The following is a 16,247-nucleotide window of genomic DNA, read 5'->3' as shown; positions in this document are numbered from 1 at the left end:
GGCGATTGGCTTTCGGCATGACTGTCGATAGGAACGGGCATGCTTTTCTGGATTGTCGCCGCGGCAATGACCTTCGCCGTCTGTCTGTTGCTGCTCACGCCTTTGGCGCGCGAGCGAGCGGGCGTGCGTAACAGCCGCGAACACGAGCTCGAGGTTTATAAGGACCAGCTTCGCGAGATCGACAGGGATCGTGCGCGGGGCCTGATAGAGGATGGCGAGGCCGAGATGGCGCGCGCCGAGATCGGCCGCAAGGTCATCCGGCTGTCCGAAGGGGACGGTGAGGAAACCGGGACAGCCTCTTCTCGCGCGCTTGGGCGCTGGGTCGGCGCGATCGCGGTGCTTTCGCTGCCATTGGTGAGCTGGGGCCTGTATGCCGCGACCGGCTCGCCCGACTATCCGGGTCAACCGCTGCAAGCGCGGCTCGATCGAGATCCGTCGCAGCAGTCGCCGGAAGAACTGATCGCGCGGGCCGAGGCACATCTGGCCGCAAATCCCGGCGATGCGCGCGGTTGGGACGTATTGGCGCCGATCTATCTTCGGCTTGGTCGCTTCGACGATGCGGCGGGCGCATTCGCAAACGCAATTCGCCTGGATGAACCTACCCCCGCGCGCCTTGCAGGGCAGGGCGAGGCGCTGACGGCGGCGGCGAACGGTCGCGTGAGCGAGGAAGCGCAGGCGCTCTTCTCCCAGGCGCTCGACATCGAACCGGGAAATATCCGCGGTCGCTATTTCATCGCGCTGGCTTCGGCGCAGGCCGGCGACCAACAGGCGGCAGAACGCGTCTGGCGACAGATGCTCTCGGACCTGCCGGACGAGTCTCCATGGCATGGGGTGATCGCGCAGGCGATGAACGGAACGGCGGAGCCGTCGGAAGGCGCAAACGATCAGGCCGAAATGATCGAAGGCATGGTTGCAAGTCTGGCGACGCGCCTTGAAGCCAATCACGATGATGTCGATGGCTGGCAGCAATTGATCCGTTCATACATGGTGCTCGATCGGCAAGACGATGCGCAGGATGCACTGGACCGTGCGCGAAACGCATATGGGGCAGGCTCGCCCGAAGCGGGGCATCTGGCGGCGTATGGTCTCTCGCTCGGACTGAATGTGGAAGACTGAGATGGCGATGACGCGAAAGAAGAAAAGGCTGGCGGTGATCGGTGGAGCCTTCGCCTTCCTGACGCTGGCGACGACGCTGACGCTCTTCGCGCTCGGCCAGAAAGCCTCCTATTTCTATACGCCGGCCGACATCAGCGAAAAGGGCGTTGCGCCCGGCGAGCGCATCAGGCTTGGCGGTCTCGTCGCGACCGGGTCGATTGCAAGAGCGGGCGGCACCGATGTCAGCTTCGCCGTGACGGATCGGATCGAAACGGTCACCGTTTCGTATAGCGGCATTCTTCCCGATCTCTTCCGCGAGGAGCAGGGCGTCATCACCGAAGGCGCGTTCGACGCTTCGGGACGCTTTGTGGCCGATACGGTCCTGGCGCGCCATGACGAGAACTACATGCCGCGCGAGGTCGCCGACAGCATGAAGGCGCGCGGCATCTGGCAGGAAGAGGATTGACGCGGGCATGATCGTCGAGATCGGACATTTCGCGCTTGTTCTTGCCTTCGCGCTCTCGCTGGTGCTCTCGATCGTGCCCATCGTCGGCGCGCGGATCGGCGATCAGCGTTTGATGGCCGTGGCTGAGCCGGCCTCCTTCGCCATTTTGGGACTGATTGCACTGTCCTTCGCCGCGCTTACCGTCGCTTATGTGCAGTCCGATTTCTCGGTGGCGAATGTCTGGGAGAATTCACATTCCTTGAAGCCCATGCTCTACAAGATCACGGGCGTTTGGGGAAACCACGAAGGCTCGATGCTTTTGTGGATCCTGATCCTCGCCGCCTTCGGGGGCCTCGTCGCGCTGTTCGGATCGAACCTGCCGGCAACGCTTCGCGCCAATGTGCTGGCCGTTCAGGGCATGATCGCGGCCGCCTTTCTGCTTTTCGTGCTGGCTTCGTCGAACCCCTTCGCGCGCATCAGTCCGCCGCCGATCGAAGGCCGTGATCTCAATCCGATCCTGCAGGACATCGGTCTGGCGATCCATCCGCCGCTGCTCTACCTCGGCTATGTCGGCTTTTCGATCTGCTTTTCCTTCGCCGTCGCTGCGTTGATCGAAGGGCGGATCGACGCTGCATGGGCACGCTGGGTGCGGCCGTGGACGTTGGCTGCCTGGGCGGCGCTGACGGGCGGTATCGCCATGGGCTCCTACTGGGCCTATTACGAACTCGGCTGGGGCGGCTGGTGGTTCTGGGATCCGGTCGAAAACGCGTCCTTCCTTCCCTGGTTGTCGGGAACTGCGCTTCTTCATTCCGCGATCGTGATGGAAAAACGCTCGGCGCTGAAGATATGGACCGTGCTTCTTGCGATCCTGACCTTCTCCCTGTCGCTTCTGGGAACGTTCCTCGTACGCTCGGGCGTGCTGACATCCGTGCACGCCTTCGCGACCGACCCGACGCGCGGCGTCTTCATCCTGATGATCCTGATCGTATTCATCGGCGGCTCGCTGGCTCTGTTCGCGTTCCGGGCATCGACGCTGACATCGGGCGGGCTGTTCCAGCCGATCTCGCGCGAAGGCGGCCTCGTCCTCAACAATCTGTTCCTGACCACCGCTGCCGCAACCGTGCTGATCGGCACGCTCTGGCCGCTGCTCGTTGAAGCAGTCACGGGCGAAAAGGTCTCTGTCGGGGCGCCTTTCTTCAATATGACGTTTGGCCCGCTGATCGTGCCGCTTCTTCTGGCGGTGCCGTTCGGCCCGCTTTTGGCATGGAAGCGCGGCGATCTTTATGCGGCGAGCCAGCGCCTGTTCGTCGCCTTCGCGCTCGCGCTTCTGATCGGCCTCGTCACGCTGTTCATGATCGACCGGATCAGCGTGGTCGCGGCGTTCGGCGTGGCGGTGGCCTTCTGGCTCGTCTTCGGCGCGCTGACGGACCTTGCCTTGAAGGCCGGCATCGGCAAGGCGTCGCCATCGGTCATGTTCAGGCGCTTCGTCGGCCTTCCGCGCTCGGTCTTCGGAACGGCCCTTGCCCATGCGGGCCTCGGTCTGACCACGCTTGGCATCGTCGCCGTCAGCACGCTCGAAGTGGAGCGCATTGCGGTCATGCAGCCGGGCGATACGCTCGATGTCGCCGGTTACGAACTGCGTTTCGACGGGCTGGTTCCTTTCGACGGACCGAACTTCACCGAGGAACAGGGGCGCTTCACCTATTCCGACAGGTCGGGCAGGGAGCGGGGCGAGGTCGTTTCCTCCAAGCGCTTCTATCCCGCGCGCCAGATGCCGACCACGGAAGCCGGCATCACCTCGCACGGCTTCAGCCAGCTTTACGTGGCGCTCGGCGACCGCGCACCTGATGGCGGGATCGTCGTGCGGGCGTGGTGGAAGCCGCAGGTGCTGTTTATCTGGATCGGCTGCATCTTCATGATGGTCGGGGGCGGCGTTTCGCTGCTCGACCGGCGTTTGCGCGTCGGCGCGCCCGCAGCGAAGCGCTCGAAACCGGCCCGTGCCGTCGAGGTGGCGACATGATCGTCAGGCTTGCCACGGCGTTCTTGATGCTCCTGTCCGTCACGGCCGGGCAGGCCGCGATGGCGCCCAACGAAATGCTGGACGATCCCGCGCTTGAAGCGCGCGCCCGTGCGCTCTCGGCGGAATTGCGTTGCATGGTCTGCCAGAACCAGTCGATCGACGATTCGGATGCGGAACTCGCCCGCGATCTGCGCGTGCTGGTACGCGAGCGCATCGTGGCGGGTGACAGCGACGAGGCGGTGATGGACTATGTCGTTTCTCGCTATGGCGAATTCGTTTTGCTGCGCCCGACCTTCACGGCGCGCAACGCGCTTTTGTGGGCCACGCCGGTTCTCTTGCTGGGCATCGGCGGGGCGGTTCTGGTCATGTCGGCACGGCGACGGCGGACGGCAGGCGCGGCGCTGAGCGATGCCGAAGCGCGCAAGCTCGATGCCATCCTGAAACGCTCCGATTGAACGTTACGAAAGTTTCATTCGTCGGAAATGGCGCCGTAATGTGAGGGCGCTTATCTCTTGTGGGAACGGTGCAATCACGCGCCGCAAAAATTCCACAAGGGTTTGCAAAAATGGAAACCACCCGCAACTCTCCCCTCAAGACGAGCAAGCGTAGGCTCGTCGCGACGGCAGCGTCCCTGGCGATCGCTGGTGCGATCGGTTTCGGCGCGATCGCCAGTGGCACGCTGCCCGTCAGGGCCGATGCCGTTCGCGTCGAGACGACGCAGCAGAACCCCGGCTTCGCAGATGTCGTCGAGCGTGTCTCGCCGGCCGTCGTCTCCGTGCGCGTCACGTCCGATGTCGCTCCCGTGTCAGATAACCAGTTCGGCGGTCAGCAGGGCATTCCCGGCTTCGACGATCTGCCGCGCGATCATCCCCTGAACCGCTTTTTCCGCGAGTTCCGCGGTGACCGGCAGGAAGGCCCTCGCGGCGGGCGGCAGCAGGATCGCGCGCAGCGCGCGATGCCGACCTCTCAGGGGTCGGGCTTTTTCATTTCGAAGGATGGCTATCTCGTCACCAACAATCACGTCGTGCAGGGCGGCACCTCGTTTACCGTCGTCCTCGATGACGGGACCGAACTGCCCGCAAACCTTGTCGGCACCGATCCGCGCACCGATCTGGCCGTCCTCAAGGTCGATGAGGCGGACCATGACTTCACCTACGTGTCCTTCGCCGACGACAGTGCGGTGCGCGTTGGCGAATGGGTCGTCGCCGTCGGCAATCCCTTCGGTCTCGGCGGCAGCGTGACGGCCGGCATCGTCTCGGCGCGCGGACGCGATATCGGCGCTGGCCCCTATGACGACTTCCTCCAGATCGACGCTGCGGTGAACCGCGGCAATTCGGGCGGCCCTGCCTTCAATCTCAACGGCGAAGTCGTCGGGATCAACACGGCGATCTTCTCGCCGTCCGGCGGCAATGTGGGCATTGCCTTTGCGATTCCGTCCTCGACCGCCGAATCCGTTGTGACCAGCCTCATCGACAATGGATCGGTCGTTCGCGGCTGGCTCGGCGTTCAGATCCAGCCCGTGACGGAAGATATTGCCGATTCGCTTGGCCTCGATGGTGCCAAGGGGGCCTTGATCAGCGAAGCGCAGGCCAATGGGCCGGCCCTTGCAGCAGGTATCAAGGCGGGTGACGTGGTCACTGCGGTCAATGGCGAGCAGGTCGCATCGCCGCGTGAGCTTGCCCGTCTTGTCGGCAATCTGACCCCCGGCGACACGGTCACGGTCGATGTCTGGCGCAACGGCGCGACACAGGAGATGCAGGTCGAGCTTGGCACCTTGCCCGGCGACGAACAACTCGCATCGGCCACGCCGTCGCAGACCTCACCGTCGGGCGATGTCTCGCTCGCCGGGTTGGGCCTGACGGTCGTGCCGAGCGAAGACGGTGCCGGGCTGCTGGTCACCAATGTCGATCCCGACAGCGCCGCCGCCGAACGTGGCATCCAGGCCGGCGACGTCATCGCCTCGGTGAATTCCCAGGAGGTGAACTCGCAGCAGGATGTCGAAACGGCGGTCGCGTCGGCAGAACAGGCCGGTCGGAACGCGGTTCTGCTTCAGGTCAACCGCGACAATGCGAACCACTTCGTCGCATTGCCGATCGCGCAGGGCTGACGCTGATTTGAGCGGGTGACTGGACGACGAGCCGGCAGGCATCCAAACTAAGGCTGGTTCCGGCGACGGCGGGTTCTCCATACCTGCCGTCGCCTTTTCTTTCAGGGATGGGCATCCACATGAAACTCCTGGTCATCGAGGACGATCGCGAAGCCGCCGAATATCTTGAAAAGGCATTCGACGAAGCCGGCCATCAGGCGCATCTTGCGGCCGACGGGGAGACAGGCTTCGCGTTGGCGAGTTCGGGCGATTACGATGTGCTGGTCGTCGATCGCATGCTGCCGCGCCGCGACGGCCTGTCGGTCGTCGCCGGCCTGCGCGCACGCGGCAACGACACGCCGGTCCTCATTCTTTCGGCACTTGGGGAGGTGGACGATCGCGTCACGGGGCTTCGAGCCGGCGGCGATGACTATCTGACCAAGCCCTACGCGTTTTCCGAGCTTCTGGCGCGCGTCGAGGTTTTGAAGAGACGCGGTGGGACCAAGGACGTCGAGACGATCTATCGCGCCGGCGATCTTGAACTCGACAGACTGTCGCATTCCGTACGCAGGGCGGGTAAGGAAATCGTTCTCCAGCCGCGCGAGTTTCGGCTTCTCGAATATCTGATGCGCCATACGGGCCAGGTCGTGACCCGCACGATGCTGCTCGAAAATGTCTGGGACTACCATTTCGATCCGCAGACAAACGTCATCGACGTGCACATCTCGCGTTTGCGATCCAAGATCGAGAAGGGCTTCGACAGCGCCGTGCTCCACACGGTCCGGGGCGCCGGCTACATGTTGAAGGCGTGATGCTGAGCTCCGTTTCGGCGCTGATGAAGACCACGGCGGCGCGGCTTTCCGCGCTTTATCTGCTTTTGTTCGCGATCTGCGCGCTTGGCCTCGTTTTCTATATGGGCTCGCTGACGATGCGCATGCTGGAAAGCCAGATCCAGGATACGGTGTCGGAAGAGGTGCAAAGCCTTGGCCGTGCTTACCAGCGCGGCGGGCTGACGACGTTGGTGCGTGTGGTGGAGGGCCGTTCCCGCCAGCCCGGCGCTTATCTCTACACCATCGCCGATCCCACGGGCCGGATCCTGGGCGGCAATGTGGAAAGCATCGAAACCGCCGTCCTGTCCACTGAGGGCTGGACCGAGCGTCCCTTCGCCTATCAACGCTATGGCGAAATCGATGCGCGTTCAGGCGACATGCCCGACGCACGGCAGGGGCCGCATATGGCGATGGCGATCGTGATGCGTCTGCCCAACCAGATGATCCTGCTTGTCGGACGCGACCTAGGCGAACCGGAGCGCTTCGGAAATGTCATCCGACGCGCGCTTGCCGTTGCGTTCGGGATGATGGGGTTTGGCGCGCTCGTCATCTGGTTCCTCGTCGGACGGCGGGCACTGCGCCGCATCGACAATATCTCGGAGGCAAGCCGGCGCATCATGGCGGGCGACCTGTCGCGGCGCCTTCCTGTGACCGGCGGCGGCGACGAGTTCGACAGGCTATCGCAGAACCTCAACGAGATGCTGGCTCGCATCGCCGCCCTGAACGAAGGGCTGAAACAGGTTTCGGACAATATCGCGCACGATCTGAAGACGCCGCTCACGCGCCTTCGCAACCGGGCCGAGGCGGCGCTCGCAAAGGACAATCAGCCCCAGCACCGTCGCGCGCTCGAGGCGACGATCGCCGAATCCGATCAACTGATCCGCACGTTCAACGCGATCCTGATGATAAGCCGGCTGGAATCGGGCTATTCGGCCGAGCATACGCAGGCGATCGACCTGGCCGCGATCGTCGCCGATGTCGTCGAGCTCTACGAACCGGCTGCCGAGGAAGTGGGCGTGACGCTCTTCGCCGACGCGCCGGACGAATTTCCCATCACCGGAAATCGCGAACTGATCGGTCAGGCCCTGTCGAACATTGTCGACAATGCGATCAAATATTCCGCAGGTTCGAACGAAGGGACCGTCGTCAAGGTGACGGCGGCACGCGACGGCGCGACGATTGCCATCCGCGTCACCGACACCGGGCCGGGCATATCCGAGCAGGACCGTTCGCGGGCGACCGAGCGTTTCGTGCGTCTGGAACAAAGCCGTACACAGCCTGGCTCGGGGCTCGGTCTCAGTCTTGCCAAGGCGGTCATGACCTTTCATGGCGGCAGACTTGAACTTTCGGGTGAAAACCCCGGATTATGCGTGTCGATGATTTTCCCGGCAGGCGATTCCCAAGGCTGATGACCAAAGACGATACGCAAGGTCCGACAACGCTGGTAGAATTCGCCCACGCACCGCTGACGCCCTTGCGGCCGGACAACGCGACAGAACTCGTCGCCGACTTCATCGAAACGGCGCGGCAGGATGACTGTGCCGGCCTTGCCGATCTCGTGTCAGCCGATAACGGGTTGCAGGCTTTTCTAGGCGCGGCTTTCGATCTTTCCCCCTTCCTTCGTGATGCCATAAGGCGGCGGCCGGATATTCTGCAGAACCTGATCGACCGATCCGTCGAAGACAGGTTGGCGGACATTCTCACGGACATCGGCGATGCCGCGCAAGGATCGGACAGCGAAGGCGATCTGATGCGGTCGCTGCGGCTCCTGAAGGGCGAAGCGCATGCGCTTTTGGCTTTCATGGAACTGGCAGGGCGGGCATCCGCACGATCCACCGTCGTTCATTTGAGCAAGCTCGCCGATGCGTGCATCGCGGCCGCGATCGATTTTCTGCTGGTCGAAACGCACGACAAGGGCAAGATCAAGCTGCCTGACCGCGCCGCGCCGGGACGCGGTTCGGGGCTGGTCGTGCTCGGCATGGGTAAGCTGGGCGCGTTTGAGCTGAATTTTTCGTCCGATATCGACCTGATCCTGTTCGTCGATGTGGACGCGCCGGCGATCCTCGATCGGCTCGATGCGACCGATCTTTTCTCCCGCCTCGCGCGGCGTCTGGTGCGGATCCTTCAGGATCGAACCGAACACGGATATGTCTTTCGCACCGATCTTCGCCTGCGTCCCGATCCGGGCTCGACTCCGCTCGCGATCCCTACGGAGGCGGCGCTGAACTATTATGAAGGGCGCGGCCAGAACTGGGAACGCGCGGCGATGATCAAGGCGCGTCCGCTTGCCGGTGACATCGAGGCGGGCGAGGCGTTCCTCGCCGAGCTCACCCCTTACATCTGGCGCAAATATATGGACTTCGCGGCGATCGCGGATGTTCACTCGATCAAGCGGCAGATCCACGCGCATAAGGGCCACGGCGAAATCGCGGTCAAGGGCCATAACGTGAAGCTCGGTCGCGGCGGCATTCGCGAGATCGAGTTTTTCGTGCAGACGCAGCAATTGATCGCGGGCGGCAGGTTCCGCGAGTTGCGCGGCCGCCAGACCGTGGCGATGCTCGGCGCGCTCGCCGAGCGCGGGTGGATCACGACGGACGCCCGCGACGCGCTTGCGCGTCAATACTGGTTCCTGCGCGATGTCGAGCATGCGATCCAGATGATCGCCGACGAACAGTCGCATACCTTGCCCGAAGACGACGAGGGCTTGCGACGCATCGCGCTGATGATGGGCTTTACGGACGAGGCGGAGTTCTCCCAGACCTTCCGCGCTTCCCTTCAACTCGTCGAAAGCCACTACGCGGCCCTGTTCGAGACGGCCCCTGAATTGTCGCGCGGTGTTGGAAATCTGGTCTTCACAGGCGACGTTGACGACCCCGATACCATGCAGACGCTGTCGGAACTCGGCTTCGAGCGCCCGAGCGACATCGCACGCCTGATCCGCACCTGGCATTTCGGTCGCTACCGGGCGACGCAATCGGCCGAGGCGCGGGAACGCCTGACGGAACTGACGCCTGCGCTTCTCGAAGCGTTCGGGCAGACACAGCGCGCCGACGAGGCGATCCTGCGTTTCGACGAATTCCTGAAGGGGTTGCCGGCAGGCATTCAGCTTTTCTCGCTCTTCCAGTCGAACCCGTCGCTGCTCAAGCTGCTTGCCACGATCATGGGCGCTGCGCCGCGTCTGGCGCAGATCATCACCCGCCGCCCGCATGTGTTCGACGGTCTTCTCGATCCGGGCCTTTTGTCCGAACTGCCGAACAAGGCTTATCTGTCCGAGCGGCTGGAAGGCTTCCTCACCGGTGTCGAACTCCATGAGGAACTGCTCGACCGGTTGCGCATCTTCGCCGCCGAGCAGAAATTCCTGATCGGTATTCGCCTGCTCTCCGGCGCGATCGACCACCGCCGCGCCGGCAAGGCGTTTTCCGATCTGGCCGATCTTGCGATAAGCGTCGCGTTGAAAGCGGTGGAGGACGAGTTCGCCCAGCGTCACGGCCGCGTGCTGGGCGGACGCGTGGTCATCGTCGGCATGGGAAAGCTCGGAAGCCGCGAACTGACCGCCGGGTCGGATGTCGACCTCATCCTGCTTTACGAGCATGACGCCGAGGCCGACGAATCGGACGGCGAAAAGCCGCTCGCGCCTTCGCACTATTTCTCGCGGCTGACCCAGCGCCTGATCGCCGCCGTCTCGGCGCCGACCGCCGAAGGCGTCCTCTACGAACTCGACCTGCGACTGCGTCCGTCGGGCAACAAGGGGCCGGTTGCAACCCATGTCGAGGCGTTTCGCAAGTATCAGCGTCAGGAGGCGTGGACGTGGGAGCACATGGCGTTGACCCGCGCCCGCGTGATCGCCGGCGACGAGACGCTGGCCAAAAGCGTCGACGATGACATCGCGGCCGTGCTTGTTGCGCCCTGCGATGCCGCAAAGGTGTTCGACGACGCTGCCGAGATGCGAAAGCTCATCGAAACGGAAAAGCCGCCGCGCGACATATGGGACGTCAAGCTGGTCCCCGGCGGGCTTATCGATCTGGAATTCATCGCGCAGGTCGCCACGCTTACCGGCGGCATCGACGAAGGGCGGTTTTCACCATCGACCGTCGAAACGCTCCAGCACCTGTCGTCTGATTTTTGCGACGGCCACATCCGCGAGGAACTGGTTTCCGCGCATGATCTCTACACCAGCCTGACGCAGATACTTCGACTATCCCTCACCGGCCCGTTCGAGCCGGACGACGTTCCTCCCGGCCTTGCCGATATTCTCCTGCGCACGACCGACCTGCCGGATTTGAAAGTGCTGGAAGCGCATTTGAAGGAGACGTCGAAGGCGGTGTCGGCGCATTTCAAAAAGATCGTGCGGGCTTAGGGAGAATCGGCGGCGTTGCGTGTGGTGTGCCGTCGAGGCATGGATTCCTGTGACGAGCACAGGAATGACGACTGCAAGGACGGCGATGCAAATCACCAATGTTGACGGTCTGCTTTAACCGTTCCGCCGTCATTCCTGTGCTCGTCACAGGAATCCATGCCTCGCCACCTCCACTGCACTCAAATCAAAATCAAGCGGCGACCTTCACCGCAAGCTGCTCGCGGGCGGGGATGCGGACCGACACGATGGTGCCGACGCCTTCCCTGGAACGGATTTTCAGCGCGCCGCCGTGAAGCTCGGCGAGCGAACGCGAGATCGCAAGCCCCAGTCCCGAACCGGTATGGTTTTTCGAGAACTGGTTCTGTACCTGTTCGAATGGGCGGCCGAGCTTCTTCAGCGCATCTTTCGGAATGCCGCATCCGGTATCGTCGATGCTGATGACGACCGAATTGGCGATCTTGCGCGCGCGCATCGAGATACGCCCGCCTTCGCCCGTGAATTTCACGGCGTTCGACAAAAGGTTGAGCATGATCTGCTTGATGGCGCGGCGGTCGGCGAAAAGCTCCATCGTATCGGAAATCTCGGTCTCGAGCGCGATCTGCTTCTTGGCGGCCTGTAAAGCGACGACGCGGACCGCCTCGTCGATCAGCGGATTGAGTTCGATGCCTTCGCGGTCGATCGAGAACTGGCCTGCCTCGATCTTCGACATGTCGAGAATGTCATTGATGACGCCCAGCAGATAGGTGCCCGAACCGTGGATGTCGCGGGTGTATTCCTCGTATTTATCCGACCCGAGCGGCCCGAACAGCTTGGTCGACATCAGTTCCGAAAAGCCGATGATCGCGTTGAGCGGCGTGCGCAGCTCGTGTGACATGTTGGCGAGGAATTCGGATTTGGCGCGGTTGGCCGCCTCGGCGCGCTCGGTTTCCTTCATGTATTCGCGGTTGAGTTCGGTCAGTTCGCGCGTGCGCTCGCCTTCGGCCTTGCGGGCAAGCGACAAATCGTGGATCGTCGCCATCAGGCGGCGTTCGGAATCGACCAGCTTTTCCTGATTCTGCTTGATCGGCGTGATGTCGGTGCCGACCGCCACCGTGCCGCCATCGCGCGTGCGCAGTTCGTTGACCTGCAACCAGCGCCCATCCGCCAATTGCCGTTCATAGGTCACGCCGCCGGCCGGACCGTTCGCGTTGGCAAGTTTCCGCTCATAGGCGAACGCCGTCATGCGATTTTCGATCGTGTCGCGGCTGGTGCCGGGAAAGATGTCCGCGTCCGACAGGCCGTGATCCTTCTGGAATTTCGAGTTGCACATCACGAGGTTCTGGTTGGCGTCCCACAGCACGAAGGATTCGTTGATGTTCTCGATCGCGGTGCGCAGCCGCAGATCGGCCGTTTCGGAGCGCTGGGCCAGATGGCGCTGCTCGGTGATGTCGACGGCGATGCCGACGAGGTGGATGTCGGCGGCGTCCGGATCGTTGACCTGGGCCTTGGCCCTTATCCACACCCAGCCGCCATTGGCGTGGCGCATGCGGAAAATCTGGTCGAACTGGTCGGTTTCACCTTCGGCGACGCGCTGGGCGATTGCCATCAGGTCGCCGTCCTCGGGATGGATGATCTGCGAGATCGAGCCGAAGGAGAGCATTCCCTCGCACGGCTCGTAGCCCAGCATCTCATACATTGAGCGCGACCAGTGCATGCGCCCGCGCACCAGATCCCAGTCCCAGATGCCGCAGCGGCCGCGCGTCAGCGCCATCTCGTTGCGCATCTTGGCGTCATCATAGATGCGGTCGGCGGCCTCTGCGCGGGCGGCCTGCGTGAAATAAGCGTAAAGCACGAGGAGCAGCACTCCGGCCGTGATCACGAACAGCGTCACGTTGAGCGCCAGCGACTTGCGCCATTCCTCCAGAACCGTATCGCGCGAAATCAGCGTGACCACCGCGCCGACACGGCCCTCCAGAAGCTCGGCGGCTGCATACCATGTCCCGCCGCCGACAGTCACTTCCTGGATGCCGGCCCGCTGCCCGAACATATAGAGCGGCTGGCCGCCGGTGATGAGATTGTCGAGAGCCTGGCCGATGAGTTGCTGCTGGCCGGTCGTCGCGACGATCTGGAAATCGGCGTCGGTGATGATCAGAACCTGTTCGTCGGCGATGACGGAATGACGGGTCGTATCACGCAGCACGGCTTCCGAGATGAGCGGATCGGGCGGCGTTTCGCCGTGGCTCGTGCGCATGGCGTGGTAGATCTGGCTGGCGCTGAGTCCGAGCATTCCCTTGGCCGTCGCTTCCAGCTCGGCACGATCCGAAATCAGCGTCGTGGCGCGCATGGCCGCGATCAGGAGCAGAAAGCAGACGATCAGGGTGGGGATCGAGCGGCGCAGATAAGGTTCGGCGGCGAGCAACCGCCGATAGGCCGGCGCGGCGAGGAAGCGCGCATGTCCGGCAAGACGGACCTCGCGCCGGCGCGGTTTCGTGCGCCAGGCAAAGAACTGTCCTGCGGTCGCGCCCCACGCGTCCGTTAGTGCCATGAATGGCTCTCCAAACCTTCGACTTGACGAATCGATCCGGCAACGCCGCACTCCCGAATCGTCTATAAGGAATCAGAGCTGATTCGCGCTGTCTAGAGCGTGAGGCCGAATCTTGATAAATTATTGACGCGTCGATGGCGACAATCAGGCGAGAGTGCGTTCGACGATGTCCTTGAGATCGGTCGAAAGGTTGTGCGTGGCGGCAATCCGCTCCAGTTCCTTGCGCGCCAGCGCCTGACGTCCCGTCTCCAGCGAACGCCATGACCGGAAGGCCGTGGCGAGCCGTGCGGCAAGCTGCGGATTGCGCTTTTCCACATCGAGGATCGCGTCGGCGACGAGTGCATAGCCGGCTCCGTCCGCGCGGTGAAAGCCGGTCTGGTTGCCGCTTGCGAAGGTGCCGACGAGCGAGCGGACGCGATTGGGATTGCCGATCGAAAAGCCCTTGTGGTTCATCAGTTCGGACACTCTCGACAATGCACCCTCTCCAGGTGTCGTCGCCTGGATCTGAAACCATTTGTCGAGCACCAGCGGGTCGTTGCCGTAGCGGTTCTCGAAATCGGCGAGCGCGGCGGTGGCGGCTTGCGTCCTGGCGAAGCGATGGGCAAGCACGGCAAGGGCCGCTGCACGTTCGGTCATGTTGGTGGCGTTTCGATATTGGTCGGCCGCCCTGTCAGGGGTGGCCCCCGCCGCCGAAACATAGTCGAGCAGCACGTTTCGCAAGGCACGCCGTCCGGCGCTCTCCGCATCCGGCGAAAATGAATCACTCTCTTCGAAACGTGCGTAAAGCGCTTGAAACGACTCGCGATTTGCAGCGGCGATGGTGTCGATCAGCGCATTGCGCGCGATATGGATCGCGTTCGGATCGATGTCTGAGCCGATCTCGCGTGCGATATCGGCCTCGCCGGGCAAGGTCAGCGCCAGCGCCCGGTAGGCCGGCTCCAGCGTGTCGTCGCCGGCTATGTCGCCAAGCACCTCGGCAAGGCGGGGCGCGATATTGCTGCGCGCCTGCTGCGACTTGCTCGCCTTGATCAAATGATCCGTCAAAAGACCATTCAGCGCCTGCCAGCGCGCGACCTCGTCGCTGTCGTGACGGGCAAGGAACAACCGGTCGTCGATGCTCTGCTCGCACGACAGCGTGACGGGGGCGGAAAAACCACGATTGAGCGAAATGGCCGGCCGTTCGGACAGGCCGGAAAAGCGAACACTATGCTTGCGCTTCTTCAGATGGATCACGCCGTTCTCGACGACTGCACCTTCCACCGCCGCCGCTTCGATGTCGGCACCGTTCGCTCCGACGAGCCCGAAGGCGATCGGAATATACATCACCCGCTTGCGACTTTCCAAAGGTGTCGGCGGCACGGATTGCTCGATGTCGAGCGTCAGTTCCCCGCGCGCCTCGTCGAAGGCGGCCGAGACGCTCACATGCGGCGTGCCGGCCTGATGATACCAGAGCGCGAACTGCGACAGGTCGCGCCCGGACACGTCCTCGAACACCTTTAGGAAATCCTCGATCGTGGCGGCGTCGCCGTCATGGCGCTCGAAATAAAGGTCCATTCCCTTTCGGAAAACATCCGCACCGAGGATCGTGCGGATCATGCGCACGACTTCCGAACCCTTTTCATAGACCGTCGCCGTGTAGAAATTGTTGATCTCGCGATAGCGGCGCGGCCGCACCGGATGGGCGAGGGGGCCTTGGTCCTCGGGAAACTGCAACGCCTTCAAGATGCGCACTTCCGCGATGCGCTTGACCGGGCGCGAGCGCATGTCGGCCGAGAATTCATGGTCGCGAAAAACGGTCAGCCCTTCCTTCAGGCAAAGCTGGAACCAGTCGCGGCAAGTGATTCTGTTGCCTGTCCAATTATGAAAATATTCATGCGCGATGATTGCCTCGATGTTGGAGAAATCGGCATCTGTCGCGGTTTCCTCGTCGGCCAGGACATATTTGTCGTTGAAGATGTTGAGACCCTTGTTCTCCATCGCGCCCATGTTGAAATCGGACACGGCGACGATGTTGAAAACGTCGAGATCATATTCGCACCCGAAGACCTCTTCGTCCCAGATCATCGAGCGTTTCAGGGCGTCCATGGCATAGGGCGTCCGCGCCTCCTTGCCGCGCTCGACATAGATGCCGAGCGCGACGTCACGCCCCGACCGTGTCGTGAACCGATCCGACAGAAGGCCCAGGTCGCCGGCCACCAGCGCGAAGAGGTAAGAGGGCTTGGGATGCGGATCATGCCAGACGGCGTAGTGCCAGCCATCGCCAAGGTCGCCGCTTTCGACCGGATTACCATTGGACAGCAGGATCGGAGCCGCGGCCCTCAGTGCCTCGACGCGCACGGTGTAGACGGACATGACGTCCGGCCGGTCGAGAAAATAGGTGATGCGGCGAAAGCCCTCGGCTTCGCACTGGGTGCAGTAGACGCCGTTCGAAAGATAAAGTCCCATCAGCGCGCCATTGGCCGCCGGCGCGAGTTCGGTCTCGACCGTCAGGGTGAAAGCGCCCTTCGGTAGTCCTTCAAGCTTCAGTTCGTCGGGCGAGGCCTGATAGCGATCGGGCGAAAGCTGCGTGCCGTCGAGCGAAACCGAGATCAGCTTGAGCCCGTCGCCGTCGAGCACCAGCGGCGCGTCGAGCGCGGCCTCGTCGCGGCGCGCGATGTCGAGCGTCGCCGTGACGCGCGTCTGGTCGGGATCGAGCCGGAAGGCAAGCGTCGTCCGGTCGATCCGGTAGTCGCTCGCGCGATAATCTTCGAGACGATAGACCTTGCCGGTGTCGATGGTCATGGCATGCCCCTTGATCTGGCGGAGCGCCAACAATGCCCTCCGCTTAAAATGACTGGCCGGTCTTTACACGATGGCGGCCGTCGACAACACTGCCGCATCGCGCCGCTCA

General features: G+C 63.0%; 10 protein-coding genes. 8 read left to right on the top strand and 2 right to left on the bottom strand.

The genetic code is table 11. The features are described from left to right. The first annotated feature begins 39 nt into the window (after positions 1-39). The 8 genes from ccmI to GTW25_RS00395 all read left to right on the top strand — a co-directional run bounded on the left by ccmI (position 40) and on the right by GTW25_RS00395 (position 10,833). The gene (ccmI, locus tag GTW25_RS00430; protein ID WP_252910013.1) at positions 40-1,116 is read left to right on the top strand and encodes a c-type cytochrome biogenesis protein CcmI; all 1,077 of its coding nucleotides are present in this window, start codon (positions 40-42) and stop codon (positions 1,114-1,116) included. Positions 1,117-1,123: 7 nt separating this feature from the next. Continuing rightward, positions 1,124-1,561, top strand: coding sequence for a cytochrome c maturation protein CcmE (gene ccmE / locus GTW25_RS00425; protein WP_252910640.1), 438 nt, complete (start codon positions 1,124-1,126; stop codon positions 1,559-1,561). 7 nt (positions 1,562-1,568) lie between these two features. Continuing rightward, positions 1,569-3,560, top strand: a complete 1,992-nt coding sequence (locus tag GTW25_RS00420; RefSeq protein ID WP_252910012.1) for a heme lyase CcmF/NrfE family subunit — start codon at positions 1,569-1,571, stop codon at positions 3,558-3,560. Beyond that, a complete protein-coding gene (locus GTW25_RS00415; protein WP_252910010.1) occupies positions 3,557-4,015 on the top strand; it encodes a cytochrome c-type biogenesis protein in 459 nt (152 codons plus the stop codon). Before GTW25_RS00420 ends, GTW25_RS00415 begins: the two co-directional genes overlap by 4 nt. Positions 4,016-4,125: 110 nt before the next feature. Then, positions 4,126-5,667: a Do family serine endopeptidase gene (locus GTW25_RS00410; RefSeq protein WP_252910008.1), complete on the top strand. Its 1,542-nt coding sequence runs from the start codon at positions 4,126-4,128 to the stop codon at positions 5,665-5,667. Positions 5,668-5,786: 119 nt separating this feature from the next. Beyond that, positions 5,787-6,458: a response regulator transcription factor gene (locus tag GTW25_RS00405; protein ID WP_252910007.1), complete on the top strand. Its 672-nt coding sequence runs from the start codon at positions 5,787-5,789 to the stop codon at positions 6,456-6,458. Further along, a complete protein-coding gene (locus GTW25_RS00400) occupies positions 6,458-7,885 on the top strand; it encodes a sensor histidine kinase (RefSeq protein ID WP_252910005.1) in 1,428 nt (475 codons plus the stop codon). The genes GTW25_RS00405 and GTW25_RS00400 overlap by 1 nt, the downstream gene beginning before the upstream one ends. Then, the gene (locus tag GTW25_RS00395; protein ID WP_252910004.1) at positions 7,885-10,833 is read left to right on the top strand and encodes a bifunctional [glutamine synthetase] adenylyltransferase/[glutamine synthetase]-adenylyl-L-tyrosine phosphorylase; all 2,949 of its coding nucleotides are present in this window, start codon (positions 7,885-7,887) and stop codon (positions 10,831-10,833) included. The genes GTW25_RS00400 and GTW25_RS00395 overlap by 1 nt, the downstream gene beginning before the upstream one ends. Positions 10,834-11,023: 190 nt before the next feature. Here the strand turns inward: GTW25_RS00395 and GTW25_RS00390 are convergent, their stop codons facing one another. After that, positions 11,024-13,357 carry a PAS domain-containing sensor histidine kinase gene (locus GTW25_RS00390; RefSeq protein ID WP_252910003.1) on the bottom strand — a complete coding sequence of 778 codons (2,334 nt, stop codon included), beginning with the start codon at positions 13,355-13,357 and terminating at the stop codon, positions 11,024-11,026. Positions 13,358-13,501: 144 nt separating this feature from the next. Further along, complete coding sequence (gene pepN / locus GTW25_RS00385) at positions 13,502-16,138, bottom strand: aminopeptidase N (RefSeq protein WP_252910002.1); 2,637 nt, start codon at positions 16,136-16,138, stop codon at positions 13,502-13,504. Between the last annotated feature and the right edge of the window lie 109 nt (positions 16,139-16,247).

This window comes from Aliihoeflea aestuarii, assembly GCF_024105665.1.
Taxonomy (GTDB): Bacteria; Pseudomonadota; Alphaproteobacteria; order Rhizobiales; family Rhizobiaceae; genus Aliihoeflea; species Aliihoeflea aestuarii.
This window is presented reverse-complemented; position numbering and strand designations above follow the sequence as displayed.